Origin of the sequence: Mesorhizobium dulcispinae, from assembly GCF_033977345.1 — a bacterium.
Classification (GTDB): domain Bacteria; phylum Pseudomonadota; class Alphaproteobacteria; order Rhizobiales; family Rhizobiaceae; genus Mesorhizobium; species Mesorhizobium dulcispinae.
Genome location: NZ_JAVIIY010000005.1, coordinates 143112 through 168458 on the forward strand (window position 1 = coordinate 143112; position 25347 = coordinate 168458).

23 protein-coding genes are annotated in these 25347 nt (G+C 64.1%); 14 read left to right on the forward strand and 9 right to left on the reverse strand.

Going from position 1 to position 25347, the window contains the following annotated elements:
- Positions 1-2: 2 nt before the first annotated feature.
- On the reverse strand, positions 3-746 hold the full coding sequence (locus RFN30_RS13720) for an ATP-binding cassette domain-containing protein (RefSeq protein WP_040970155.1): 744 nt from the start codon (positions 744-746) through the stop codon (positions 3-5).
- A 453-nt stretch (positions 747-1199) separates the two neighbouring features.
- Between RFN30_RS13720 and RFN30_RS13725 the strand changes: the two genes are divergently transcribed.
- Entirely contained in the window at positions 1200-2189 is a 990-nt protein-coding gene (locus RFN30_RS13725; RefSeq protein WP_320262623.1) for a sugar-binding protein, read from the forward strand.
- Between the two features lie 164 nt (positions 2190-2353).
- The gene (locus tag RFN30_RS13730) at positions 2354-3145 is read left to right on the forward strand and encodes a FadR/GntR family transcriptional regulator (protein WP_320262624.1); all 792 of its coding nucleotides are present in this window, start codon (positions 2354-2356) and stop codon (positions 3143-3145) included.
- A gap of 19 nt (positions 3146-3164) precedes the next feature.
- Here RFN30_RS13730 and RFN30_RS13735 read toward each other — a convergent pair whose 3' ends face one another.
- The gene (locus RFN30_RS13735) at positions 3165-4277 is read right to left on the reverse strand and encodes an NAD(P)-dependent oxidoreductase (RefSeq protein ID WP_320262815.1); all 1113 of its coding nucleotides are present in this window, start codon (positions 4275-4277) and stop codon (positions 3165-3167) included.
- Here RFN30_RS13735 and RFN30_RS13740 point away from each other — a divergent pair.
- Both RFN30_RS13740 and RFN30_RS13745 read left to right on the forward strand, forming a co-directional pair.
- Positions 4261-5157 carry an NAD-dependent epimerase/dehydratase family protein gene (locus RFN30_RS13740; RefSeq protein WP_320262625.1) on the forward strand — a complete coding sequence of 299 codons (897 nt, stop codon included), beginning with the start codon at positions 4261-4263 and terminating at the stop codon, positions 5155-5157. The genes RFN30_RS13735 and RFN30_RS13740 overlap by 17 nt on opposite strands.
- 101 nt (positions 5158-5258) lie before the next feature.
- Entirely contained in the window at positions 5259-6035 is a 777-nt protein-coding gene (locus RFN30_RS13745; protein ID WP_320262626.1) for a FadR/GntR family transcriptional regulator, read from the forward strand.
- Positions 6036-6232: 197 nt separating this feature from the next.
- Here the strand turns inward: RFN30_RS13745 and RFN30_RS13750 are convergent, their stop codons facing one another.
- Positions 6233-6520, reverse strand: coding sequence for a DUF3175 domain-containing protein (locus tag RFN30_RS13750; RefSeq protein WP_320262627.1), 288 nt, complete (start codon positions 6518-6520; stop codon positions 6233-6235).
- A 233-nt stretch (positions 6521-6753) separates the two neighbouring features.
- On the opposite strand from RFN30_RS13750, the gene RFN30_RS13755 reads away from it, so the two are divergent.
- The 10 genes from RFN30_RS13755 (at position 6754) to RFN30_RS13800 (ending at position 19130) form a co-directional block, all read left to right on the forward strand.
- Positions 6754-7926 (forward strand): MFS transporter, encoded by a 1173-nt coding sequence (locus RFN30_RS13755; RefSeq protein ID WP_320262816.1) that lies wholly within the window; start codon positions 6754-6756, stop codon positions 7924-7926.
- A 241-nt stretch (positions 7927-8167) separates the two neighbouring features.
- Positions 8168-9250 (forward strand): substrate-binding domain-containing protein, encoded by a 1083-nt coding sequence (locus tag RFN30_RS13760; protein WP_320262628.1) that lies wholly within the window; start codon positions 8168-8170, stop codon positions 9248-9250.
- Between the two features lie 81 nt (positions 9251-9331).
- Complete coding sequence (locus RFN30_RS13765) at positions 9332-11581, forward strand: ABC transporter permease (protein ID WP_320262629.1); 2250 nt, start codon at positions 9332-9334, stop codon at positions 11579-11581.
- Positions 11574-12356, forward strand: a complete 783-nt coding sequence (locus tag RFN30_RS13770) for an ATP-binding cassette domain-containing protein (protein WP_320262630.1) — start codon at positions 11574-11576, stop codon at positions 12354-12356. Before RFN30_RS13765 ends, RFN30_RS13770 begins: the two co-directional genes overlap by 8 nt.
- Positions 12357-12548: 192 nt before the next feature.
- Positions 12549-13577 (forward strand): HTH-type transcriptional regulator GntR, encoded by a 1029-nt coding sequence (gene gntR / locus RFN30_RS13775; RefSeq protein ID WP_320262631.1) that lies wholly within the window; start codon positions 12549-12551, stop codon positions 13575-13577.
- A 294-nt stretch (positions 13578-13871) separates the two neighbouring features.
- Positions 13872-14996 carry a sugar ABC transporter substrate-binding protein gene (locus RFN30_RS13780; protein ID WP_320262632.1) on the forward strand — a complete coding sequence of 375 codons (1125 nt, stop codon included), beginning with the start codon at positions 13872-13874 and terminating at the stop codon, positions 14994-14996.
- Positions 14997-15074: 78 nt separating this feature from the next.
- Positions 15075-16622, forward strand: coding sequence for a sugar ABC transporter ATP-binding protein (locus tag RFN30_RS13785; RefSeq protein ID WP_320262633.1), 1548 nt, complete (start codon positions 15075-15077; stop codon positions 16620-16622).
- Positions 16619-17599 (forward strand): ABC transporter permease, encoded by a 981-nt coding sequence (locus tag RFN30_RS13790; protein ID WP_320262634.1) that lies wholly within the window; start codon positions 16619-16621, stop codon positions 17597-17599. The genes RFN30_RS13785 and RFN30_RS13790 overlap by 4 nt, the downstream gene beginning before the upstream one ends.
- Positions 17596-18582 carry an ABC transporter permease gene (locus RFN30_RS13795; RefSeq protein WP_320262635.1) on the forward strand — a complete coding sequence of 329 codons (987 nt, stop codon included), beginning with the start codon at positions 17596-17598 and terminating at the stop codon, positions 18580-18582. Before RFN30_RS13790 ends, RFN30_RS13795 begins: the two co-directional genes overlap by 4 nt.
- A gap of 53 nt (positions 18583-18635) precedes the next feature.
- Positions 18636-19130, forward strand: coding sequence for a gluconokinase (locus RFN30_RS13800; protein WP_430699044.1), 495 nt, complete (start codon positions 18636-18638; stop codon positions 19128-19130).
- Between the two features lie 122 nt (positions 19131-19252).
- On the opposite strand, the gene RFN30_RS13805 is transcribed toward RFN30_RS13800, so the two are convergent.
- From RFN30_RS13805 to cysT, 6 genes are all read right to left on the reverse strand, one after another.
- A complete protein-coding gene (locus RFN30_RS13805) occupies positions 19253-20404 on the reverse strand; it encodes a hypothetical protein (protein WP_320262637.1) in 1152 nt (383 codons plus the stop codon).
- A 197-nt stretch (positions 20405-20601) separates the two neighbouring features.
- Positions 20602-21051, reverse strand: coding sequence for an RrF2 family transcriptional regulator (locus tag RFN30_RS13810; protein WP_320262638.1), 450 nt, complete (start codon positions 21049-21051; stop codon positions 20602-20604).
- A 246-nt stretch (positions 21052-21297) separates the two neighbouring features.
- On the reverse strand, positions 21298-22284 hold the full coding sequence (locus tag RFN30_RS13815) for a sulfate ABC transporter substrate-binding protein (RefSeq protein WP_320262639.1): 987 nt from the start codon (positions 22282-22284) through the stop codon (positions 21298-21300).
- Between the two features lie 204 nt (positions 22285-22488).
- The gene (locus RFN30_RS13820) at positions 22489-23532 is read right to left on the reverse strand and encodes a sulfate/molybdate ABC transporter ATP-binding protein (RefSeq protein ID WP_320262640.1); all 1044 of its coding nucleotides are present in this window, start codon (positions 23530-23532) and stop codon (positions 22489-22491) included.
- A 67-nt stretch (positions 23533-23599) separates the two neighbouring features.
- Positions 23600-24484, reverse strand: a complete 885-nt coding sequence (gene cysW, locus RFN30_RS13825; protein ID WP_320262641.1) for a sulfate ABC transporter permease subunit CysW — start codon at positions 24482-24484, stop codon at positions 23600-23602.
- Positions 24477-25328: a sulfate ABC transporter permease subunit CysT gene (gene cysT, locus RFN30_RS13830; protein ID WP_320262642.1), complete on the reverse strand. Its 852-nt coding sequence runs from the start codon at positions 25326-25328 to the stop codon at positions 24477-24479. The genes cysW and cysT overlap by 8 nt, the downstream gene beginning before the upstream one ends.
- Positions 25329-25347 lie beyond the last annotated feature (19 nt).

The following is a 25347-nucleotide window of genomic DNA, read 5'->3' on the forward strand; positions in this document are numbered from 1 at the left end:
TTTCATGCTACCTGTTCGATGGCGCCGGTGATCAGCCCGGTGACTTCCTCGGGCGAGCTCGAGGCGATCTTCTTGTCGGCGACCTTCCTGCCGCGCCGCATGACGATGACCCGGTCGGCGACGTCGAAGACGTCGGGCATGCGGTGGCTGATCAGCACGACGGCGATGCCCTGGTCGCGCAGATGGCGGATCAGGTTCAGCACTTCGGCGACCTGCCTGACCGAGATCGCCGCCGTCGGCTCGTCCATCAGCACGATCTTGGCCTGCGACAGCATGGTGCGGGCGATCGCCACCGCCTGGCGCTGGCCGCCCGACATCTGCTTGACGAGGTCGCGCGGGCGCGTCTCGGATTTCAGCTCGGCGAAGAGCTGGCCGGCGCGCTTGTACATCGCGGCATAGTCGAGAATGCGGAACGGGCCGACGCCACGGCGCAGTTCCCGGCCGAGATAGACATTGGCGGCGGCCGTCAGGTTGTTGCAGAGCGCCAGGTCCTGGTGGACGATCTCGATGCCGTGCTGGCGGGCTTCCGCCGGCTTGTGCAGGATCAGCTCCTTGTCGTCCATGCGCATCGTGCCGTGGCTTGGGCGGAAGTTGCCGGCGATCATCTTGACCAGCGTCGACTTGCCGGCGCCGTTGTCGCCCATCAGGCCAACGACTTCACCGGCCTGCAGCGTGAACGAAACGTCGTTCACCGCCTGGATGGCGCCGAAATGCTTCGAGATGTTGGCGAGTTCGAGAACCGACACTAGCCTTAAGCCTCCCCGTTTTCGTCCCGCGACCGCCTTGCCATAGCTGCCGGCGCCGCATGGTCTCGCGCCTCCAGCTCCTCCCGAGCAGGTGCGATGGACTCATTTAGGCAAATGCGGACATGGGCGTCAATCAACTGTCGGGCGATTTATTTCGGAACTCGTCGAAAAATCGGTTTTGTAGGACAAATAGGAATTGACGTCGGCGGCGAGCCGATATTAGCTAGCGTCGGAGGAAGAACCTGCCCGTGCAAATCGCCGTTCGGCGGAAGCGGCGGGCAGGGGATTTGATCCGGCAACGCCAGCGTCCATTCGACCTGGAACGGATCGGCAAATGCTTATCGGTCCCGGCTTGAGACACGGACGTTCGAGGAAATTCCCGCGTCCCCATTCATCCGGGCCGATCGGTGTGGCGGGCACGTCGTGTCCGTCTGTTTTCAAGGGAGGACTGATATGAGGAAATCACTTTTGCTCGCCGCCGTCGCCGCAATGGCGTTGGGCGCCGGGCCGGCTTTGGCCAAGAAACAGCTCGTCATCGTCGTGAAGGGTCTCGACAACCCGTTCTTCGAAGCCATCCACCAGGGCTGCGAGAAGTGGAACAAGGAAAACGCCAGCTCCGAGTATGAATGCTTCTACACCGGTCCGGCCTCGACCTCGGACGAGGCCGGCGAAGCCCAGATCGTGCAGGACATGCTGAGCAAGCCGGACACGGTCGCGATGGCGATTTCACCGTCCAACGCGCCGCTGATCGCGCAGACGATCAAGAGCGCCAACCCGTCGATCCCGATCATGACGGTCGACGCCGACCTGGCCAAGGAAGATGCAGCGCTGCGCAAGACCTATCTCGGCACCGACAACTATCTGATGGGCAAAAAGATCGGCGAATACATCAAGAAGGCCAAGCCGAATGGCGGCACGGTCTGCCTGATCGAAGGCAATCCCGCTGCCGACAACATCCTGCGCCGCGCCCAGGGCACACGCGACGCGCTCTCGGGCAAGGACGGCCTGTCGGCGCTCGCCGGCGAAGGAGGCTGGACCGAAGTCGCCGGCTGCCCGGTGTTCACCAATGACGACGGCGCCAAGGGCGTGCAGGCGATGACCGACATCCTCGCCGCCAATCCAAAGCTCGACGCTTTCGCGATCGAGGGCGGCTGGCCGCTGTTCGGCGCTCCGCAGCCCTATCGCGACCTGTTCAAGCCGATGGCCGACAAGATCGCCAGCAACGATTTCGTCATCGGCGCCGCCGACACGATCGGCGACGAGGTGGCGATCGCCAAGGACGGTCTGGTGACCGCGCTGGTCGGCCAGCGGCCGTTCGAAATGGGCTACAAGGCGCCTTCGGTGATGCTCGACCTCATCGGCGGCAAGAAGGTCGACGATCCGGTCTTCACCGGCCTCGACGAATGCACCAAGGATACGGTCGACACCTGCATCCAGAAATAGGCTTCGATCCCGGGGGCGCCTTTTACGGGCGCCCCTTCACCTTTCCGCTCGGACGCTGAACGCGGCCTTTGCCCCGGCAGGAGGCGACAGGCTTCGCGCGCCCGAATTTCTGGCGGATATTTTGCGGGCGACTTCCGCCTGCGTCGGGAGGCACCGGAACGCGGATGCCACGGGAAAAGTCAGGGAAGCTGCTGCGAGAAAAGTCAGGGAAGCGCCTGGCAGAGCCAGCGCAGCCGGCCACGATCCGCAGGTCTGAGGCGACGCGGATTGCCGGTCTCAGCGTGCATGCGTCGCTGGCTGGCGAGATCGGCCTCAGGATCGTACGCGGCGACTATCCGCCGGGCGCCATCCTGCCCAATGAAGCCAAATGGTCGGAGACCTTCAATGTCAGCCGCTCGGCGGTGCGCGAAGCGATCAAGATGCTGATGGCCAAGAGCCTGCTCGCGTCGCGCCCGAAGATCGGCAGCTGGGTCGAGCCGAGGGAACGCTGGAACCTGCTCGACCGGGACGTGCTCGCCTGGTACGCGACCTCGCCCGACCGGGAGGTGTTCCTGAGGACGGTGCAGGAGTTCCGCCACATCATCGAACCGGAAGCGGCAGCCTTCGCGGCGATGCGGCGCTCCGACGAGCAGATGGTCGAGATCAGCCGGGCCTGCCGGGAGATGGGGGAGGCGGCGCATATCCAGGAGCGCACGCGCGCCGATACGCGGTTCCATCTCGCCATCCTGCGCGCCTCCGGCAACGAGCTGCTGGTGCCGCTCGGCGTGCTGATCGAATCGGCGCTGGACCATCTCTTCGTCTTCGTCACGCGCGAGCACAGCGATCAGCGGCGGGCCCAGTCCCTGCACGAGGCGATCGAGCGCAACATCCGCCTGCAGCGCCCGGCCGCCGCCAGAAGCGCCGTACACAAGCTGCTCGCCAATACCGACGAGGTGATTGAACGGTCGCGGCGGTGAGCGGGCCTGCCTGCGGCTGTCAGATCGTCTGCTTCACGCCGTCCTTCGAAGGCATCAGGTCGACGCCGTTGAGCTTGCCGATATGCGTGGCCAGCATCGGCACATACTGTTCGGCCGGCCCCGCGGCGAAGGCGGTCGCGAATGAGTTCTTGGTGGCGTTGCCGAGCGGATTGGCAATGCCTGCCGCGCCCGCCATCGATTCCAGATAGGTCAGATCCTTGAACGCATTGGCGATGGAGAATTTGTGGGCGTCGCGGTCGCCCTCCAGTGTCCAGCGCATGAAGGTCTGGTAGAAGCCGCAATCCATACGGCCGTTGCGGATCACGCTGTCGAAGCGCGGCGGCGAGATGCCGACCTTCTGAGCGAGTGCCAGCGCCTCGGAATAGATCGCCGCATAGCCAAGCGAGATGAAGTTGTTGAGGAGCTTCATGCGGTGGCCATCGCCGGTGTCGCCGATATGGACAATGCGGCCGGCCCAGGTGTCGATCACCGGCTTCAGCCTGGCGAAAACCGCGTCGGCCGCGCCGACCATGGCGTCGAGCGTGCCTTCCCAGGCTTCCTTCGGCGTGCGGCTGAGCGGCGCGTCGACATAATCGACGCCGAGCGCCTTGAGTTCGGCGGCCAGCGCGACGGTGGAGACCGGGTCCGAGGTCGAGCAATCGACGACCACGGAGCCTTTCCTCAAGCCTTCCTTCAGGCCACCAGGACCGCGGATGATCGCCTCCACCTCGCGCGAGCCGGTGACGCAGATGAAGACGATGTCGGACGCCGCCGCCACTTCCTTGGATGTGGCCACTTCCTTCGCGCCGCGTCCGAGCAGGTCTTCCGCCGGCTTGCGGTTCTTGCGGCCGAGGAAGGTGAGCGGATAGCCCTTGTCGACGATGTTCTTGGCGATGCCGTGCCCCATCAGGCCGAGGCCGATGAAACCGATGTTTTCGCGGGCAGCGGTGGTGGTCATGTCGTTTCGTCCCTGTCTTTGTTGATGATCGGCGCCGGCGCGACCGGTCGGCGGGCGATTGCTGGAGAAGGTTTTCGCGGATCGCGGTTGGCAAGCGATTGCGGAACGCCATATTGTCCGACAATACACATAATCCCCAAGCGATGTGGAGAGCAAAATGACGAAGCGGATCATGTTCACCGGCGGCAGCGGCAAGGCCGGCCGCCATGTCGTTCAGTATCTGGTCGAGCATGGCTGCCAGGTGCTCAACATCGACACCAAGCCGCTCGACAACCCGAAGGTGCGCACTTTGATCACCGACATCACCGACAGCGGCCAGGTGTTCAACGCGCTGTCGAGCTATGCGGGGCTGCACGAGTTCGACCCGTCGCTGCGGGCGCAGCCGGTCGATGCCGTGGTGCATTTCGCCGCCATCCCGCGCATCATGATCACACCCGACAACGAGGTGTTCCGCATCAACGCGATGGGCACCTACAACGTCATCGAGGCGGCGGTGAAGCTCGGCATCCGCAAGGCGATCATTGCCTCGAGCGAGACGACCTACGGCCTGGTCTTCGCCAACGAGCCGCGCAATCCGACGCATTTTCCGCTGGACGAGGACTATGACGTCGATCCGATGGACTCTTACGCGCTGTCGAAGATCGTCAACGAGAAGACGGCGCGCGCCTTTGCGCTGCGCAGCGGCTTCGACATCTATGCGCTGCGCATCGGCAACGTCATCGAGCCGCATGAATATGCGCTGTTCCCGAAATGGTTCGCCGATCCGGGTTTCCGCAAGCGCATCGCCTGGAGCTATATCGACGCCCGCGATCTCGGCCAGATCACCTTGCGCGCCATCGAGAAGGATGGGCTGGGCTATCAGGTGTTCAACGCCGCCAATGACGACACCTCGTCCGACCTGCCGACGGCGGAGCTGCTGAAGCGTTTCTATCCGGGCGTGCCGGTGAAAGCCGAGCTCGGAGAATTCGAGACTCTGCTGTCGAACCGCAAGGCGCGCGACGTGCTCGGCTTCCAGCCTGAGCACAGCTGGCGCAAATACGTCAAGACGGCGTAAAGGGAGCTAAATCCGGCTGAGCTGTGCACATCCCGGTGCGTAGCGGCAAAGCTGGCGTTGCCGGTGCTTGACAGCTTCTGAAAACCGGACTTTCTGGATATATGCGGGACGCAAAGCCGAATAACGAGAAAAGGCCGACGAAAGCGGCATCCGCCGAGCGTATGGCTGGCGTTCGCCGGTCCGATGCGCCGCGCATCCCCGGCGCCAGCGTGCATACGTCGCTGGCGAGCGAAATCGGCCTTCGGATCGTGCGCGGCGACTATCCGCCGGGAACCATCCTGCCCAACGAGGCGAAATGGTCGGAAACCTTCGACGTCAGCCGCTCGGCGGTGCGCGAGGCGATCAAGATGCTGATGGCCAAGAGCCTTCTGGCGTCGCGACCGAAGATCGGCAGCTGGGTCGAGCCGAAGGAGCGCTGGAACCTGCTCGACCGCGACGTGCTCTCCTGGTACGCGACGTCGCCGGATCGCGAGGTGTTCCTGAAGACAGTGCAGGAGTTCCGCCACATCATCGAGCCGGAGGCGACGGCCTTCGCGGCGATGCGGCGCACCGACGAGCAGATGGCGGAGATCAGCCAGGCCTGCCGCGAGATGGGCGAGGCGACCAATCTGCAGGAGCGCACCCGCGCCGACACCCGCTTCCACCTCGCCATCCTCCGGGCCTCCGGCAACGACCTCCTGGTGCCGCTGGGCGTCCTGATCGAATCCGCCTTCGACCATCTTTTCGCCTATACGACACGCGAACTGGACGATTTGCAGCACGCCCAGAAACTGCACGAAGCGATCGAGAGGAATATCCGGCTGCAGCGGCCCGATGCGGCGCGCAACGCGGTGCGCAAGCTGCTTGCCAATACAGACGACGTCATCCGGTCGCGTTAGGGCCTGGCGATATTCAGGTGAGGCCGGCCTGCGAACCGGCGGCTTCCGGTGCTCACGTACTTTAAGTACGCTCCGCTCCGGCCTTCGCCGGCCGAAGCCCTCGTAAGTGTCTCCGCTCTATGAAGGCTACGGCCGGCGTAGGCCGGCTCTCGGAAACCACCATTCTCGGCTCGGCCTGACCTGAATCTCGGCAGGCCTCAATCCTGCTTCTCGCGGCCGAAGGCGACGCGCAACTCGTCTTTCGCCTTTTCCAGCACCCGCTTACGCTCCTCCGGCAGGTTCCTGCCGGCGCGGTTGATGTAGAAATTCAGCATCGACATCGCGGACCGGAACGGCTCCGCCTTGCGGCGGTGGCTGAGCTCGGCCGAGCGCTTCAACGAGGCGGCGATCTTCTTGGCATCGTCGGACTCGAAGACGTGCTCCTCGAGATCCAGCGCGTCGCTGTGCTCGGTCACTTCGGCCGACCATTTCTTCCTGGCGGTCATGGCGAAACTCCTTCCTTGGGGCACAACTCCCTCTTGGACACAACTTTGGGCGGCGTGGCCGGTTCCCGATTGCTGGAGTCACGGATTTGTCCCTTGTGGCGCTGCTCGGCACGGGAAATGCGCCGATATTGGGCGAGACCGCCCGATCACAACAAGCGCGGATAGGAAACGCCGTGACGACAACCGTCTCCAGCCGGGCCGGTGGCCCAGGCATCGACAGCGCCTATGCATGGATGCGGCTCGGCATCTCGATGCTATTGTCGACGATCGGCGGCGCCGGCATGTGGACTGTGGTCGTCGTTCTGCCCGCCGTGCAGGCCGAATTCGGCGTCGACCGCGCCGCGGCTTCGATGCCCTATACCGCGACCATGGTCGGCTTCGCCGCCGGCAATGTGCTGGTCGGACGCGCTATCGACCGCATGGGCTACTGGATCCCGGCGCTTGTCTCGGCGATGGCGCTCGGCGCGGGCTTCCTGCTCGCCTCGCTGACCACCTCGATCCTTGCCTTCACGCTGGTTCAGGGACTTCTCATCGGTCTCGGCACATCGGCGATCTTCGGCCCGTTGATCGCCGACATCTCGCACTGGTTCAACCGCCGCCGCGGCGTCGCGGTGACGGCGGCCGCATCCGGCAGCTACCTTGCCGGGGCGGTCTGGCCGACGGCGATGCCCTTTATCATGCAAGGCGAAGGCTGGCGCTTCACCTATGCTGCGATCGGCATCTTTTGCCTCGCCACCATGGTGCCGCTGGTGCTGATGCTGCGCCGCGGCGCGCCGCGCGAAGCCGCGCATGGCTCGCCGGGAAGCCGGCCGGCGCAGCCGATCTCGCTGTCGCCGGCGGCGCTGCAGATGCTGCTGGTGGTTGCCGGCTTCGGCTGCTGCATGGCGATGTCGATGCCGCAGGTGCATATCGTCGCCTATTGCATGGACCTCGGCTATGGCGTCGCGCGCGGCGCCGACATGCTGTCGATCATGCTGGCGGCGGGCGTCGTCAGCCGCATTGGTTCAGGCTTCCTCGCCGATCGCATCGGCGCGGTGAAAACCTTGATCATCGGCTCGGCGCTGCAATGCCTGTCGCTGTTGTTCTACATCCCCTTCGACGGGCTGGCCTCGCTCTACGTGGTCTCGCTGATGTTCGGCCTGTCGCAAGGCGGCATCGTGCCCTGCTATGCGATCATCGTGCGCGACTACATGCCGGCCAAGGAAGCCGGCCAGCGGGTCGGCATCGTCTTGATGGCGACGATCTTCGGCATGGCGGTCGGCGGCTGGATGTCGGGCTGGATCTACGATCTCACCGGCTCCTACGCCGCCGCGTTCCTCAACGGCATCGCCTGGAACCTGGTCAATCTCGCGGCGATCTTGTTGCTCATGTGGAAGGCAAGGCGAAGCGTGGAAGCGCTGGCCTGATGTTCGCCAGCAACCTGGCCGTTGCAGGTTGTCATCCGGCGCAAAGGGAGGGGCCAGGTGGGGCGGCCGAACTCGTCCGTGCTCTTTCGCATGACGTCGCGCCCGAATACTGGATGCAGCAGGCTATTTACTTGGACAGGCTTTGGGCGGAAAATTGGGAAGTGGGAGGAAGCACTCGGAAAATCTCCTGAATAAATGCGCTCGAACGGCTTCCGCCCGTTGAATGCAAGGGAGGATAATCATGAGACGTACTTTCCCGCTCGCGGCATCCGCCGCGGCGTTGTTGCTCGGCGTGCCCTCCGCCTTCGCGCAGTCCGGCGGCGTCGAGAAAGCAGTCGGCGGCTACAGCTTCGAGGAAGCCGCAAAGGAAGCCCCCACCACCAAGGATTTCCATTCGGCCGATGGCCATCTCACCTTCGCCATCGTCACACATACGGCCGGCAACGGCTTCTTCGATCCGGTCTATGTCGGCGCAACCGCCGCCGGCAATCTGATCGGCGCCAAGATACTGCTGCTCGGCTCGGAATCTCCGACCGACGACCCGGCCCGCGAGATCGAAATCCTGAATCAGATCGTGCAGGATCCGACGATCGACGGGCTGATCATGACAACGCCCCAGGTCGGCGCCTATAACGACATCGTCAAGGCCGCCGAGGCCAAGGGCATACCGGTAGCCACGACCAATTCCTTCGACGGCACGATCCTCGACCGCAGCGGCATCAGCCACACCGGTCAGGACGCCTCCGCCGCTGCGATCGCCGGCGAGGCGCTCGTCAAGTGCCTGGCCGACAAGGGTATCGAGAAGGGCTCGATCGTTCTGCCGTCATCGACCGCGATGGGCAACATCGAGGTGAACAATCGCGTCACCTCGGCCTTCAACGCGATCGTCAAAGGCCTGAAGGCCGCCGGCAAGCTCGAGGCCTTCAAGGTCGACGCGGGGCCTGAGAACACCGGCATCGACACCAATCCGAACGATCCGGTCAACGGCATCGTGACGCTGTTCGAATCGCGCGGTGACGTCGTCGGCGCCTTCGCCGGCAACAACGTGTTCACGCCGGCGCTCGCCAAGGCCGTCGCCCAGACCGGCAAGACCGGCAAGATCTGCGCCTACGGCTTCGACATCGGTCCGGCCCAGCAGGATGCGCTGAAGAGCGGCGACCTGACCGGCGCGCTCGGGCAGCAACCCTTCCTGCAAGGCTTCTATCCGGTCATGCAGCTCTATCTTCAGATCGACCGCGGCATCTCAGCCGCCAATCTCGACACGCGCGCCCAACTCGTGACGAAGGAGACTGTGACAAAGGTAGGCAAGCGCTTCGAGAACTGAACTGAGAAGCGATTCTGAATCCGTAGCGGGAGGGCGGCCATCCCATCCTCCCGCGCATTCGCCCTTCGGACCCGCGTACATATGACCGCCGAAGCTCTCTTTCGCCGCCTCCCACCCCAGCTCGTTGGCGGCTGGGAAATGGGATTGCTTACCCTCTTGGCGCTGATCTATCTCGGCGGCGCTATCGTCAATCCGACGTTCTTCGGCTCGTCGGAGGCGTTCCATGCGCTGCTTCGCGACACCTCGCGGGTCGCCATCATCGCCGTCGGCATGACCTTCGTCATCATCGACAAGGACCTCGATCTTTCGGTCGGCTCCATCTACGGCCTTGTGGCCGTCGTCTTTGCCAGGCTGTTCGCGCCGAGCTTTGCCGATCTCGACATCGTCACATCGGTGATTGTCTGCGTCCTTCTCGGCATGGTGATCGGCCTCGTCAACGGCGTGCTCGTTACCATCCTAAAAGTGCCGGCGTTCATCGCCACCTTGACCACGCTTTTGATCGGCCGCGGCTTCGTCCTTGCCCTGACCCACGGTCAGGCGATCTACTATCCAGGCAAAGCGAAGGAGGCCCCGCTCTTCTTCCATCTCGGCGAGACTAACGTCTTCGGCTTCAACAACCAGATCGCGATCTTCGCGGTCGTTGCCGTGATCGGCGCCTACGTGCTCGCCAACACACGCTGGGGCTACGAGACCTTCGCGACCGGCGGCAACGAGCAGGCGGCGGTCTATGCCGGCATACCGACGAACTGGGTGCGCATCCGCGCCTATCTGCTCTCCTCGCTCTGCGCCACCGTCGCCGGCCTCTTGTCGGCCGCCCAGGACAAAGGCGTAACCCCGCTTTACGGCGTCAGCGGCGAACTGACCGTCATCGCAGCGGTGATCATCGGCGGCGCTTCCATTCTCGGCGGTCGCGGCCGCGTTGCCGGATCCTGCCTCGGCGCCATGCTGGTCGTGCTGCTCGACAAGGTGCTGCGCGAGGGTTTGCCGATCACGCGCACCATCAAGATCGGCGAGGAGGAGGTGACGGTCAACGCCATCTACTCCCTGCCGGTGGGCGCGGTGCCAGTCTTTCTCGGGCTGCTGCTCGTCATCGCCGTGCTGATCGAGCCCTATCTGATCCGCCGCCAGGTCGCGGCGCGGCTCTGGGCATGGCTGCGCGGAAGGCCGCCGCCGCCCGCCTTCGAGATCGGCGGCGTCGCGCTCGAGGGCGTCGTGACCAAGGGCGCGATGGCGACTGACATCGCGCTGTCGGCAACCGGGTTCGGCAAGTTCCTCGCCCGGCGCGATGCCCTCGCCGTCATCCTGACGGTGGTGCTGTGGCTCACGGGTCTGTTCCTCAGGCCGGATTACTGGTGGAATCTGTCCAACACTTTCGCGATCCTGCTCAACTATACCGAGCTGGCGCTGATCACGGTGGGACTCACCTACGTCATCGCGGCTGGCGACATCGACCTCTCCGTCGGAGCGGTGCTGGCGCTCGCCGGCAGCGCCGCGGCCTATTTCCTGAAGGTTCTGGGCGCCGACCCCGTCACTGCCGTCGCGATGGGCCTGCTTGCGGGAATGATCGCCGGCCTCGTCAACGCCACCGTCGCCGTCGGCTTGAAGCTGCCGGCCTTCATCGCCACGCTTGGCATGTTCTACATCGCCCGCGGCCTCGCTGCATGGTTCGTCGCCGGCCAGCAGCTTACCGGCTGGCCGGAAGGCTACAACCTGCTAGGCCGCAAGGTGAACGACATCCTGCTTCACTTCGGCATCCTGCTTCCCGACGGCATCCTCAGGACGGTAGCGGAGGTGGTCAGCGTGCAGACAATCTGGATGGCCTTCGTCGCCCTCATTGCCGGCATCGTTCTCGCCTACACGCCATTCGGTCAGAAGGTCTATGCGACCGGCGGCAACATCCGCGCCGCCGCCTATGCGGGCATCAACACCAACCGGGCGCGCTTCATCGCGCTGATGCTGTCGGCGCTCTGCGCGACAATGGCGGGGATCATCAACGTCGCCTACTTCCGAAGCTTCAACCCTGTAGCGGGCCAGTTCCGTGAGCTCGACGCCATCGCGTCGGTCATCATCGGCGGCGGGTCGATCTTCGGCGGCTACGGCACCATGCTGGGTTCTCTCGCAGGCGCTGCCGTGATCACCTTGGTTCGATCGCTCCTGCAGCTCAATGTCCAGGGCTTCAGCATGCCGCAGCATTGGATAAACGTCTTCATTGGCGTCATACTCATCGCGGCGGTGCTGATCGACATCTGGGTACGCCAGGCCAACCTTTTCGGTCGCCTGCGAGCCCGCCTCGCGCGACGCGCACGAACCCGGGAAACCGTCGATGCCTGATGCTGCCCTGCCTCAACCGATCGTGGAAATGCGGGGCATCGAAAAGGCCTTCGGCGCCGTGCAGGCGCTGCGCAAGGTCGACCTGGTGCTCTATCCCGGAGAGATCCTTGGCCTGGTCGGCGACAACTCGGCCGGCAAGTCGACGCTCATGAAAATCCTGACAGGCGCCTATCAACGCGATGCCGGCGAAATCGTCGTTGCCGGACAACCGGTGCACTTCAAAAGCCCGCATGAGAGCCGCGATGCCGGCATCGAGATGATCTACCAGGATTTCGCGCTTTGCGGGAACATGGATGTCGGCCAGAACATCTTTCTCGGCCGCTGGCCGCGCAAAGGACCCTTCGTCAATCGCCGCAAAATGTACGCGGAAGCCGACAGCGTGCTGAAGCGGCTCAAGGTCGACGTGAATTCCGTCTTCCAGAAGGTCGAGAGCCTGTCTGGCGGTCGCCAGCAATCGGTGGCGATCGCCCGCGCTATCTCGTTCGAGCCACGCGTCGTGATCCTCGACGAACCGACCGCCAACCTCTCGGTGATGGCGACCGATCGGCTCCTCGAGACCATGTTGGAACTGAAAAAGCAGGGCGTCGCCCAGATCATCATCTCGCATCGGCTGGTCGACATTTTCGCCGTAGGCGACCGTGTCATGGTGCTCAAGCGCGGCGAGAATGTCGGCGACCGTCACGTCCGGAACACCGACGAGCACGAGGTCCTTGAGATCATAGTCTCCGGCACGCAGGAGCAGGCGCTTACGGCCGATCAGGCGAGGGCGGTCTGACCACCGAGGCGTTGGCCTGAGAGCTTATCGCCTCTACCGGGGTGGGCTGAACCAATATTCGTCGGCTTGACAATGGCCATGGCCTGCGCGACCCAGACCGGAATGGGACGGGCTGCGAAACATGGCTGCTGTGGCTAAACTATTGATCCTCAACTCGCCGCTGCGCTCCTTTCGTGCAAAAAGGGCAAGGCGGTGACGAGGCCGCGCTCGCGGCGCGGCGGCGGCCGCCCGACCATCGCCGACGTGGCGCGCAAGGCCGGTGTCGGCGCGATCACCGTGTCGCGCGCCCTGCGCGAGCCTGGGCGGGTTTCTGAAGATCTGCGCCGGCAGATCCAGGCCGCCGTCGACGAGCTCGGCTATGTGCCGGATCCGAATGCGCGAGCCCTGGCCTCGGCGCGCGCCGAGGTCTTCGGCGTGCTGGTGCCGTCGCTCACCAACAATGTCTTTGCCGAAGTGGTGCGCGGCATCTACGACAGCCTTTCCGACAGCCCGTTCCGCATCCAGCTCGGCAACACGCATTACTCGGGCCTGGAGGAAGAGCGGCTGCTGCAGGTGTTCGCTCCACAGCGCCCGGCGGCGCTGATCGTGGCCGGCATCGACCAGACCCCGCTGTCGCGAAAGCTGTTGGAGACGGCAGGCTGCCCGGTGGTGCAAGTGATGGAAACCGGACCCGATCCGGTCGACATGCTGGTCGGCTTCTCGCATTTCGACGGCGGCCGCACGGCGACCGAGCACCTGATCGAAGCGGGCTATCGTCGCATCGGCTTCATCGGCGCACGCATGGATCCGCGCTCGCAAAGGCGCCTTGCCGGCTATCGCGCGGCCATGGAAGCTGCCGGCCTGTTCGATCCCCGCCTGGTCACGACCACACCGCTGCTCTCCAGCGTGACGCTCGGCCGCGAGCTTCTACGCGATGCGCTGGCCAAGATGCCGTCGCTCGACGGCGTCTTCTGCAACAATGACGATATCGCGCTTGGTGTTCTGTTCGAATGCCACCGCGCCGCGATCGCAGTGCCAAAGACGATCGGCATTATCGGCTTCAACGATCTCGACATGATGCAGGCGGCGTTCCCATCGGTCACCAGCGTTCGCACGCATCGCTACGAAATCGGCCGCCGGGCGGTCGCGATGGCGCTTGCCGAGATCGCCGGCCAGAGGTCGCAGCAGCGGGTTGTCGATCTCGGTTTCGAGCTCATCCGGCGCGAGAGCACCGCACGTTGAAACACGCAGAGGCGACTGTGCTAATGCCGGTTTACACTCATTTATGGTAGCGCTACCATCTTTTCCGTGAAGTATGCGATTGGAGCGAACAAGGCTGTTTATTATACATAAGCAACAGCTCATGCTTGTTTATTATGTATAATATGATAGTTTTGTAAGCCGCCTGGAGGGGCGTGAGGGGAGGAAAGAGGGGCGACGCAAGTCACCTCGGAAGCATCGGGGCTGGCAGGAGGGTGCTCGCCGCCGGTGCCGGGACTTCATCAACAAGCAGAACTGCAACTGGGAGGAATACCGATGATCAAGTCACTCGTTGGCGGCGTCATTGCCGCCACTGCATTCGTCATGCTGAGCTCGTCGGCGATCGCCGGGCCTGAGGTCGTCAAAGGGCCGGCGGCCGAGCCGGACTGCTTCGCGCCCTGGGCCGCCGACACGCAGTTCTTCAAATATCCGAAGAAGGATGGGCCATACCGCATCGCGCTCGCCAACGGCTATATCGCCAACACCTGGCGCATCCAGATGATCCAGACGGCCAAGGCCTATGCCGCACAACCGGACGTCGCCAAGAAGCTCAAGGAATTCAAGGTGGTGTCGACCGGCGAAGACGTGCCGGCGCAGATTTCGGCGATCAACAACTTCATCGATTCCGGCTTCGACGCGATCGTCGTCAACGCCCAGAACCCGACCGCGTTCGGGCCGGTCATCAAGCGCGCCAAGGAGGCCGGCGTCATCCTCGTCGCCTTCGACAACATCCTCGACACCAAGGACGCCATCAACGTCAATGTCGACCAGAAGGGCCTCGGCGAGCTTTGGGGCAAGTGGCTGGTCTCGCATGTGCCGAATGGCGGCAAGGTGCTCGAGGTGCGCGGCGTTGCCGGTACCTCTGTTGACACCGACCGTCACAACGGCATCCATGAGGTTCTCGACGGGTCCGGCAAGAAGTGGGAGGTCACCGAGGTCGTCGGCAAATGGGACGACGGCGTGGCGCAGAAGGCGACGGCCGACGCGATCGCCACCAGCGGACCGTTCGACGGCATCACCGGGCAGGGCGGCGACACCGGCATCGTGCAGGCGATGATCGACGCCAAGCATCCCTTTGTGCCGTTTGGCGGCGAGACGGAAAACGGCTTCCGCAAATTCTGCGCGGCGCATGCGGCCGACGGGCTGAAGTGCTCATCTGCCGGCACCGGCCCGGCCCAAGTCGCGGTCGCCATCAAGACGGCGATCGCCGCACTTGAAGGCAATGTCGTGCCGCAGTCGGTCAAGCTGCCTCTGGCTATCGTCGAGGATCCGAACTTCAAGGCAGGCCAGGATTTCTTCCCCGACCAGTCCGACAATTTCTTCGTCGGCAATTCCTTCCCGACCTGCGGCATCAATTTCACCGCGCAGGAAATCATGGGCCAGACCAAGGAAAACAAGTAGCCTTAAGCAACCGGCGCCGCGGGCGAGCCGCGGCGCCGGCCTTGTGATGCCAATCGCAACCGGGCCTGGGGAGGGCTGATGGACAGCGCGGCTCCGCTCTTCCGCATGGAGGGCATATCCAAGCGCTATGGCGGTGTGCGGGCCTTGGAAAAGGCCGACCTTACGGTCACGGCCGGCAGCATCCACGCCATCCTCGGCGAAAACGGCGCCGGCAAATCGACCCTGATCAAGGTCATGGCCGGTGTCGTCGCGCCCGACGAAGGCCGCATGGCACTGGATGGCCGCGATGTGGCCTTCGCGTCGCCGGCCGCCGCAAACCAGGCCGGCATCGTCTGCATCTTCCAGGAGCTGTCGCTCATTCCGGAGCTCAGCGTCGCCGACAACATCGTCATTTCCGATCCGCCGAAACGCTTCGGCATGATCGACCGCAAGGCGCAGCGGCGCATCGCCGAAGAGGCGCTGGCGCGCGCGGGCGCTTCCGACATCCATCCTTGCGCGTTGGTCAAGGACCTGCCGCTGTCGCGCCGGCAGATGGTCGAGATCGCCAAGGCACTGGCCAGGAAGCCACGCATCCTGATCCTCGACGAAGCGACCTCGGCCCTGACGGCGGCCGATGTCGCCAAGGTCTTCGAAGTGCTGAAGCGGCTGCGGTCGGAAGGGTTGGCGCTGCTTTACATCTCGCATCGCATGAACGAGATCGCCGAACTCGCCGACCAGTGCACGGTATTCCGCAACGGCCGCAATGTCGCCAGCTACGCGGCTGGATCGAAGAGCGACAACGAGGTGGTCGAGCTGATGATCGGCCGGGAATACAGCCACATCTTTCCGCCGAAGCCGACCAGGCCCCAGTCCGGCGCGGCTCAGGTGCTGGAGGCCCGGAATCTGTCATGGGGCGACCGGTTGCACAACATCTCCTTCTCGATCGGCGTCGGCGAGGTCGTCGGGCTGGGCGGGCTGGATGGCCAGGGCCAGCGCGAGCTGCTGCTTGCGTTCTTCGGCGTGCTGCGGGGCCTTTCCGGTCAGATCCTGGTCGACGGCAAGCCGGTCTCGATTGCCAGTCCCGCAGCCGCGAGCGATGCGCGCATCGGCATGGCGCTGATTCCGGAAGACCGCAAGACGGAAGGGCTGATGCTGCCGATGACGGTGCGCGAGAACCTGTCGTTCGCCGCGCTCGACAAGCTGTCCAAGGCCGGCGTCATCGACCGCGTCGCCGAGCAGCGGCTGATCGATGACATGGTCGGGCTGCTGGCCATCAAGACGGCGGGCCTCGACATTCCGGTCGGCGCGCTGTCCGGCGGCAACCAGCAGAAGGTGGTGATCGCCAAATGGCTGATGCGGCAGCCGCGCATCATCCTGCTCAACGACCCGACGCGCGGCATCGACGTCGGCACCAAGCAGGAGCTCTACCAACTGATGCGCAAGCTGGCCGAGGCCGGCGCCGCGATCCTGTTCTATTCGACCGACTATGACGAGCTGATCGGCTGCTGCGACCGCGTGCTGGTGCTCTATGACGGCGCGGTCAAGCGTGAGCTCGTCGGCGCCGAGATCACCGAGCACGCGCTGATCGCCAGCGCGCTCAACATCCACGGTGAAGGTTCCGGGCCGAGGCAGGGAGAGGGCGCGTGAAGGACTGGCGCTACTGGCTGGCCGAACAGCGGGGAACATTGCTTGCCTTCGGCATCTTCATCGTCATGTTCGCGATCTACAGCGGCAACCATCCGGCGGGCTTCACCGCCAATGTCGTGCAGACGGCGGCGAACAAGGGCGTGCTGCTTGCCTTCGTCGCCATGGCGCAGACGCTCGTGGTGATCACCGCCGGCATCGATCTGTCGGTCGGCATGATCTTCACGCTGACCAACTGCATGGCCTCCTGGCTGGTGATCGGCACGGGGCTCGAGACTGCATTTGGATTGGTGGCTGTGCTTGGCACCGGGCTCGTCTGCGGGGCGATGAACGGCGCCATCGTGATCTACGGACGCCTGCAGCCGATCGTCGCCACGATCGCCACAGGTGCTGTCTATTTCGGCCTTGCGCTGCTTTTGCGGCCGGTTCCCGGCGGATCCGTCAACGAGGACCTCGCCGATTTCCTGACCGGGCGCTTCTTCGGCGTCGTGCCGGCGAGCCTGGTGGCATTGTTCGTCGTCGTGATCGTCGTCTGGGTGCCGTTCAGCCGCTCCGAACTCGGCCGCGCGGCTTATGCTGCCGGCTCGTCGGAAACCGCGGCCTATATGTCGGGCGTGCCGATCCGCAGGGGCAAGTTCCTCGCCTATACGCTGGCCGGCCTGCTTGCCGCGATCGGCGGCCTGTTCCTAACCTTCTTCACCTACACGGGCGAGGCGGCCTATGCGAGCGGCAATGCCTACACGCTGTTCTCGATCGCGGCGGTCGTGCTCGGCGGCGTCTCGCTGTTCGGCGGCAAAGGCAGCGCCATCGGCGCGATCTTCGGCGCGCTCGCCTTCCGCACCATCGGCGACCTCTTGTTCGTCTTCGATTTCGATCCGCTCTGGCAGCCGCTGTTCCAGGGCATTATCCTGTTGATCGCGGTGAGCCTCGGCGCTTTCGCGCTGTTTCGGGTGCGCAACCGGCTGGAGTGGTTCCTGTGAGCGAAACGACGCTTGGCGGCATCGCCAGCCGCATGCCGAAATTCATCCGCCGCGCCGATCCGGCGGTGGCGACCGCCTTTGCCTGCATCGTGATCCTGCTTCTGGTGGGCAGCCTCTATTCGCGCAGTTTTCTGTCGCCGGAATATCTCCTGCAGCAATTGAAGGTGGCTTCGTTCCTCGGCGTCATCGCCACCGGCATGATGCTGGTCGTCCTGCTCGGGCAGATCGACCTCTCCGTGCCGTGGGCCGTGGCGACCGGCGCGATGATGGCCTGCGCGGCCGCGGCCTACGGGCCGGCTGGTGTTGCTCTTGCCATCCCGTTCGGCGTCCTGTGCGGGGTGGCGATCGGCATCGTCAACGGCATCGGCGTCGCCTACCTGCGCATTCCTTCGATGATCATCACTCTAGCCACCAACGCCGTCGCGCAAGGGCTGATGGTGGTCTATACGGGCGGGTTCTCGCCGCAGGATTCGGCGACGGCGGCGATGCGATATCTTGCGACCGGTTTTACCATTCCGGGGGTGCCGAACGCCGTGATCATCTGGGCGCTGATAGGAGCGGCAATCGTCTTCGTGCTGACCCGTACCAGCTTCGGCCGCGCCGTCTACGGCATAGGCAACCGCGAGCGCGCCGCCTATCTTTCCGGCATCGACACGCGCCGCGTGGTGCTGATCGCCTTTGCCGTGTCCGGCGGACTGTCGGCCTTCGGGGGCGTCCTGCTCGCCGGCTATGCCTCGAAAGCCGCGCAGTCGATGGGCGATGCCTATCTGCTGCCGTCGATCGCCGCGGTGGTGCTTGGCGGCACTTCGATCCTCGGGGGCCGCGGCTCCTATCTCGGCACGGTCGCCGGCGTGATCCTGATCACGCTGCTGCAATCGATCCTGTCAGTCATGCAGATGCCGGAGGCGGGGCGGCAGATCATCTATGGCGTCGTTATCGTCGCCATGCTTTTGCTCTATGGCCGCGCGCCGGCAAGTCGCTGATCGTGGATGAAGGATCGGCAAGGTCACAGCCGTCGGAGGCTCGATTGAACGACATCCGGTCAGCGCCGGCCATCGTCGTGATGGGGGTTGCCGGCTGCGGCAAGACGGTCGTCGGCGAAGCGCTGGCCGAGGCGCTGGGCGCGGTCTTTATCGAGGGCGACCGGCTGCATCCGCCGGAAAACGTGGCGCGCATGGCGCGCGGCGAACCGCTGACGGACGCGTTGCGCGAGGGCTGGCTCGACGCCATCGGCGAGCGCATCGCCAGCGCCGTCGCCAACGGACACAAGGCAGTGGCGGCCTGCTCGGCGCTGAAGCGCAGCTACCGCGACCGGTTGCTCGGCTTCTGCCCCGGCATCGTTTTCCTCTATCTGAAGATCGATCGCGAGACCGCGTGGCGACGGGTCGTGGGCCGCAAGAGCCATTTCATGCCGGCAAGCCTTGTCGACAGCCAGTTCGCCACCCTGGAAGAGCCGGGCCCGGACGAGCCGGCGGTAACGGTGGATGCGGCGCGGAGCGTCGCCGGGATCGTAAAGGACTTACTTGGTTAGAGCAATTCCAGGAAAAGTGTGTAACGGTTAGGCTCGGCGACTTCCCCGTAGCCCTCCGTCCGGAATTGGGTAAAAACAAAGAGATAGAGCGGTTCGCCGTTTCCATGAAACGGTGAAACGCTCTATGCGGCGTCGCCACCGATCGCGGGTTGATCCTGCTGCCCGGTCAGCCGATTGGCGCCGGACCAGGCCATCATCTGGTCCGGATATGATTTCACCGCTTCCAGCAGACGGTCGCGCTTGAGCAGGATGTAGCCCGCCTGCAGGACGAGGTTCTTTGCCGCCACGTCCTTTGCCGGCAGGGATGCCGGCTGGGCAGCGTTGGGCTTCAGTTCCGGGCTGACGATCGCCCGATATTCGCGGAAGGGCACGGTCTCCAAGGTCGACATGGCAAACAGCGCGGCACCTGCGCGCGCCGCGAAATTCGCCGGCGCCGAGGCGAGGTGGGTCCAGCCATGATCGCCCATGGCGATCTCGATGAAGGTGGAACCGGCATGGATGGTGTTGGTCATCAGCACGACGCCGTTCTCCTTCAGCGTCTTCTGGATGCGCGCCGTGACCTGGTAGGCGTCGGCGCGCTCGAAGACGATGCGGCTTTTCAGGAAGCGGTTTTCGACCTCGACCAGCGGCCTGTTGATCACATGCAGGCCGAATTTGCTTTCCGAGAAGCCGTGGAAGTTGACGCTAACCTGATGCGCCTCGATGCCGGCTTCGAAGAGGGCGCGCTTGCCGATGATGGTCTGGGCGATGAACTGATCGCACCAGACGATGGCGCCGCGGCCGCGCTGCAAGGCCTCGCGCAAGCCGTCGAGCCCTTCCAGCCGGATCGTGGGCGACCAGCGCCTGCCAGGCACCAGATGAGCGGCAAGCATCAGGCGACGGCGGTGCGCGGCGGCGAGATGGCCCTTGAAAAGGCTTCGCGTGTCGACGTCATCGCCAAGCACTGCTTTGATCGCGACGTCATAGCGCGCGAATTCCTTGCGAAAATGGCGCTTGCGCCGAAGCGTCGAAACCCAATCGCAGACCAGGCCCCACCAGGCGACCGGCAGGACCGCCGCCACGCCGAGATAGAACAAGGAAAGCAGGCTTTCGCGCAGGTCCTTGTTGGAGACGCTGCGCAATTTGCCGGGGCGGACGAGCTTGCGGCTGAAGAAGCGGACGGTCTCGCCGCGCTCCGGCACTGCCACGTCGGCGATGATCTCGGTATGATAGATGTTGGCGGATGACGGTTGCCGGTTGGCCCTGCGGGACTTGCCAAGCCAAGGCCGCCACATGCGTCAGATACCCCCAAGACCTGTTTGCGTCCGTCAGCCGCTTTACTGCGTCTGTCGCGGATAGACAACTACGGTATGGCGCCGTGGCGGGGCGGTTAGAGCGAGACGCGTCGAAACGGAATCAGCCGATGCGCTTCAAATTTTGTTTGATGCATGTCGTTCGCCCAAAACCGCTGCGCGCCTGTGGGCGACATGTATCAGATCTGCGAGGTCAGCTCGGCCGGGAAATCGTCGTTGTCGGCGTCGCGCATGGCGGCCAGGCTGCGATTGTCGAGCACCTCGGCGATCGCCTGGCGCACTTCCAGCATCATGTGGCGGACCTGGCAGGTTGCCTCGTCGCAGTCCTCGCAGCGCTGGTATTGCGTGCGGCTGGCGCAAGGGATCGGCGCCAGCGGTCCGTCGAGCACGCGCACGACATGGCCGATCTTGATCTCGGATGCGGGCCTGGCAAGGCGATAGCCGCCATCCTTGCCCTTGCGGCTCTGGACAAAGCCGGCGTTGCGCAATTCGCCGAGGATCGCATCCAGGAATTTCTTCGGGATGTTGTTGGCGACCGCTATGTCGTTGACGAATGCAAGCTGGCCAGCCGGCAGGCTGGAAAGATGCACGAGGGCCTTGAGGCCGTATTTGCCTTTTTTGGTCAGCATGCCCGATTCAGTTCATCAAACCCCAATCGCCCTGCATCTGGCGGTTGTTTGTGTGCAAATCATGACAGTTTGGCCGAGCATCGCGATTTGGCACAACAATTCGTCAACACAGGTTTAGGCACAAACGCGTTGATTCTTCGTAACGTTTTTCACAATGGCCGCGATGGTTTCGCCGGGGAGGCGATGCCGGTTCCAGATATGAAGAAAGCCGGCAAAGCCGGCTTTCCAGTTCTTTTCGATCGAGGGTCAGCGGCTGCCGTAAGCCTGGTCGAGCAAACCGCCTGCCGCGAAATGCTCTTTCTGCACCTTGTCCCAGCCTCCGAAGACGTCCTCCACCGTCACCAGGCGGACGTCCGGGAAGTCGGCCTTGTACTTGGCGGCGACCGCCGCGTCGCGCGCCCGAAGGCCATTGCGGGCGGCAATGTCCTGGCCCTCGGGCGAATAGAGGAAGTCGAGATAGGTCTTGGCGAGATCGCGGCTGCCGTGCTCGTCGGCGACCTTGTCGACGATCGCCACCGGGAATTCGGCCAGCAGGCTGACCGAGGGCGTGACCTGCTCGAACTTGTCGTCGCCATATTCCTTGCGGATGCCGCGCGTTTCGGATTCGAAGGTGATCAGCACGTCGCCGATCTCGTGTTGCACGAAGGTGGTGGTGGCGGCGCGGCCACCGGTGTCGAAAATCGGCACGTTGTTGAACAGTTTGGTGATGAACTCCTTCACCTTGGCGTCGTCGCCCTTGAAGGCTTCCTTCGCATAGGCGGTCGCCGCCAGGTAGGTGTAGCGCGCGTTGCCCGATGTCCTGGGGTTCGGGAAGATCACCTGGACGTCGTCGCGCACCAGATCGTTCCAGTCCCTGATGTGCTTGGGATTGCCGGCGCGCACCAGGAAGGACGGCAGCGAATAGAAGGGCGAGGCATTGTGCGGGAAACCCTTCTGCCAATCGGCGGAGACGAGGCCCTTCTTGACCAGGAAATCGACATCGGTGACCTGGTTGAAGGTGACGACGTCCGCACCCAAACCATCGGCGACGGCGCGCGCCTGCGCGGAGGCGCCGGCGTGGGACTGGTCGATGGTCACACCGGGGTGCTCGGCGATGAAGGCTTTGTTGATGTCGGCGAACAATTCGCGGCCAACGTCGTAGGAGGCGTTCAAGAGCCTGTCAGCCGACCAGGCTTGGGGGGAGGCGAGGACGAGGCCGGCGCACGTGGCGATGCCAAGCAGTAGGCGCTTCATGGAAACGGGTCTCCTTCGGAATAGTCAGAAACTATGATGCGACCATAAAAAGGAAAGCCTGGCTCGACGAGGCATTTGCTCCGAGTGAATGACAGGCACCAGGAAAACGCGCCGCCCAAACAGCTGTTCGGCAGGATTTTCTTCCAGACCGGATCGTCTCTGCGCCACGCCTGTCGCCGCAGGAAGCCACAGCAGAAATGTGCGTCAGGTAGCCGGGAAAAGCTTCCAGCGCCTCGGCCTGAAAGCCACCCGGCTCTTCTGTGCCGCCGGATGGTCGACCGGCAGCTCGATCTCGACGCGCTGACGCTCGCCGCCGACCTCGAGCTCCACCCGCCTCGTGCCGGCGACGCGGCGGCTGGCGGCGACCGTGCCGGCGATGCAGCCGCTGCAGCCGTCGAGCAGCTCGACATCGTGCGGACGGAAGTAGAGCAACGCTTCGCCCGAAGGCGCTCCCTGCGGTGCCGATAGCCCGATCGGCCGATCGGCGATCCACAGTTCACCGCCCTCGACCTTGACCGGTAGCGTGCTCGATTCGCCGACGAAGCTATAGACGAAGGGCGAGTTTGGGATGTCGTAGATCTCGTCGGCCGAGCCGACCTGCTCGATGCGGCCCTGGCTCATGACGACGACGCGGTCGGCAAGCTCCAGAGCCTCTTCCTGGTCGTGGGTGACGAAGACCGTGGTGTGGCCGGTGGCGTCATGGATCTCGCGCAGCCAGCGGCGAAGCTCGCGGCGCACCTGTGCGTCGAGCGCGCCGAACGGCTCGTCGAGCAGGAGCACCTTGGGCTCGATCGCCATGGCGCGGGCCAGCGCCACGCGCTGGCGCTGGCCGCCGGAAAGTTGCGCCGGATAGCGCTTTTCCAGCCCCGACAGCTGGACGAGGTCGAGAAGTTCCGAAGCGCGGCGGCGGATCTCCTGCGCCGAAGGGCGGGATGCTCCGTGCCGGACCTTGAGGCCGAAGCCGATATTGTCGGCGACCGTCATGTGGCGGAACAGCGCGTAATGTTGGAAGACGAAGCCGACATTGCGCTCCTGGATCGACTTCTGCGAAGCGTCCTCGTCGCCGAAGAAGATTGCGCCCTTGGTCGGCCGTTCCAGCCCGGCGATCAGCCGGAGCAAGGTGGTCTTACCGGAGCCGGACGGCCCGAGCAACGCAATCAGTTCGCCGGACTTGATGTCGAGCGATACGTCGTGGAGGGCCGGAAACCGCTCAAACTCCTTACGCACGTTGACAACGCGAACTTCCATACAGATCCCTCAGTTAGTAGATGTATGTCGCCCAAAACCGCTACACACTTTTTTGGGCGACATGCATCTAGTGTCCGCGCGTCGCGGCGATCTCGGCGCCGTAGCGCATCTCGAGCAGTGTTTTCAAGACCAACGTCACCAGCGCCAGGCCGGCAAGCAGCGAAGCGACCGCGAAGGCGCCGACGGCGTTGTACTCATTGTACAGGATCTCGACATGCAGCGGCATGGTGTTGGTGAGGCCGCGTATGTGGCCCGAAACCACCGACACCGCACCGAACTCGCCCATGGCGCGCGCGTTGCATAGGAGCACGCCGTAGAGCAGCCCCCATTTGACGTTGGGCAGCGTTACATACCAGAAGGTCTGCCAGCCATTGGCGCCGAGCGAAAGGGCTGCCTCCTCGTCGCCACTGCCCTGTTCCTGCATCAGCGGGATCAGCTCGCGGGCGACGAAGGGGAAGGTGACGAAGATGGTGGCGAGCACAATTCCCGGCACGGCGAACAGAATGACGATGCCATGGGCCTTCAGCCATTCGCCGAGCAGGCCCTGCGCGCCGAAGAGGAGCACATAGACCAGGCCGGAAATGACGGGCGACACCGAGAACGGCAGGTCGATGAGGGTGGTCAGAAACGCCTTGCCCTTGAACTCGAACTTGGCGATCGCCCAGGCGGCCGAGATGCCGAAAATGACGTTGAGCGGCACCGAGATCGCCGCCACCAGCAGTGTCAGGCGGATCGCCGAGCGGGTATCGGGGCTGAAAAGCGCTTCCGTGTAGGCGCCGAAGCCTTTGGCAAGCGCCTCGTGGAAGACAACGATCAGCGGCAGAAGCAGGAAGACGGCGAGAAAGGCGAAGGCAATTGCCATCAGCACAGCCCTCACGGGCCGGCTTTCGGTCACCGCCGCCGACTGGCTCGCGCGATGCGGTTCGTGGGATTTGACCTCGGAGTCAGCCATAGCGCTTGCGGCTCCATGTCTGGACGAGATTGACGACCAGAAGCATCGCGAAGGACAGCGCCAGCATGATCGCCGCGATTGCGGTCGCCGCGGCGTAGTTGTACTCCTCCAGCCTGATCACGATCAGAAGCGGCGCGATCTCCGATTTGAAGGGTAGATTGCCGGCAATGAAGATGACCGAGCCGTATTCGCCGACACCGCGCGCGAACGCGAGCGAGAAGCCGGTGATGATGGCTGGCGCCAGCCCCGGAAACAGGACGCGGGTAATGATCTGGAAACGGCTGGCACCGAGCGAGGCCGCTGCTTCTTCCACTTCCCTGTCGATCTCCTCCATGATCGGCTGGACGGTGCGCACGACGAAGGGCAGGCCGATGAACACCAAGGCGACGACAATGCCGAGCGGCGTGTAGGCGACCTTGATGCCGAGCGGCATCAGCAAATGGCCGATCCAGCCATTCGGCGCATAGAGCGTGGTGAGCGCGATACCGGCGACCGCGGTAGGCAAGGCGAAGGGCAGGTCGACCATCGCGTCGGCGATGCGGCGGCCGGGGAAACGGTAGCGGACCAGCACCCAGGCGACGATGGTGCCGAAGACGGCGTTGACGGCAGCGGCCAGGAAGGCGGTGCCGAAGCTGATCCTGAGCGCGTTGAGGGTGCGCCGGTCGACGGCGATCGCCCAAAAATCGGTCCAGCCGAGCGCGGCCGAACGCCAGATCAGCCCCGAAAGCGGGATGAGGATGATGAGCGTGAGGTAGGCAAGCGAGAAGCCGAGCGTCAATCCGAAACCCGGAATGACGCTCGGCTGTCTGAACCGCCACCCCGCCTTGGCGGGTGCTAAGGTCATGCTGTTCTGGATCGTCCCT

Excerpts from the sequence above, each read along its gene's own strand:
- RFN30_RS13725 (WP_320262623.1), top strand. The coding sequence starts at position 1,200 with ATGAGGAAATCACTTTTGCTCGCCGCCGTCGCCGCAATGGCGTTGGGC.
- RFN30_RS13730 (WP_320262624.1), top strand. The coding sequence starts at position 2,354 with ATGCCACGGGAAAAGTCAGGGAAGCTGCTGCGAGAAAAGTCAGGGAAG.
- RFN30_RS13740 (WP_320262625.1), top strand. The coding sequence starts at position 4,261 with ATGACGAAGCGGATCATGTTCACCGGCGGCAGCGGCAAGGCCGGCCGC.
- RFN30_RS13735 (WP_320262815.1), bottom strand. The coding sequence starts at position 4,277 with ATGATCCGCTTCGTCATTTTGCTCTCCACATCGCTTGGGGATTATGTG.
- RFN30_RS13745 (WP_320262626.1), top strand. The coding sequence starts at position 5,259 with ATGCGGGACGCAAAGCCGAATAACGAGAAAAGGCCGACGAAAGCGGCA.
- RFN30_RS13750 (WP_320262627.1), bottom strand. The coding sequence starts at position 6,520 with ATGACCGCCAGGAAGAAATGGTCGGCCGAAGTGACCGAGCACAGCGAC.
- RFN30_RS13755 (WP_320262816.1), top strand. The coding sequence starts at position 6,754 with ATGCGGCTCGGCATCTCGATGCTATTGTCGACGATCGGCGGCGCCGGC.
- RFN30_RS13760 (WP_320262628.1), top strand. The coding sequence starts at position 8,168 with ATGAGACGTACTTTCCCGCTCGCGGCATCCGCCGCGGCGTTGTTGCTC.
- RFN30_RS13765 (WP_320262629.1), top strand. The coding sequence starts at position 9,332 with ATGACCGCCGAAGCTCTCTTTCGCCGCCTCCCACCCCAGCTCGTTGGC.
- RFN30_RS13770 (WP_320262630.1), top strand. The coding sequence starts at position 11,574 with ATGCCTGATGCTGCCCTGCCTCAACCGATCGTGGAAATGCGGGGCATC.
- RFN30_RS13780 (WP_320262632.1), top strand. The coding sequence starts at position 13,872 with ATGATCAAGTCACTCGTTGGCGGCGTCATTGCCGCCACTGCATTCGTC.
- RFN30_RS13785 (WP_320262633.1), top strand. The coding sequence starts at position 15,075 with ATGGACAGCGCGGCTCCGCTCTTCCGCATGGAGGGCATATCCAAGCGC.
- RFN30_RS13805 (WP_320262637.1), bottom strand. The coding sequence starts at position 20,404 with ATGTGGCGGCCTTGGCTTGGCAAGTCCCGCAGGGCCAACCGGCAACCG.
- RFN30_RS13810 (WP_320262638.1), bottom strand. The coding sequence starts at position 21,051 with ATGCTGACCAAAAAAGGCAAATACGGCCTCAAGGCCCTCGTGCATCTT.
- RFN30_RS13815 (WP_320262639.1), bottom strand. The coding sequence starts at position 22,284 with ATGAAGCGCCTACTGCTTGGCATCGCCACGTGCGCCGGCCTCGTCCTC.
- RFN30_RS13820 (WP_320262640.1), bottom strand. The coding sequence starts at position 23,532 with ATGGAAGTTCGCGTTGTCAACGTGCGTAAGGAGTTTGAGCGGTTTCCG.
- cysW (WP_320262641.1), bottom strand. The coding sequence starts at position 24,484 with ATGGCTGACTCCGAGGTCAAATCCCACGAACCGCATCGCGCGAGCCAG.
- cysT (WP_320262642.1), bottom strand. The coding sequence starts at position 25,328 with ATGACCTTAGCACCCGCCAAGGCGGGGTGGCGGTTCAGACAGCCGAGC.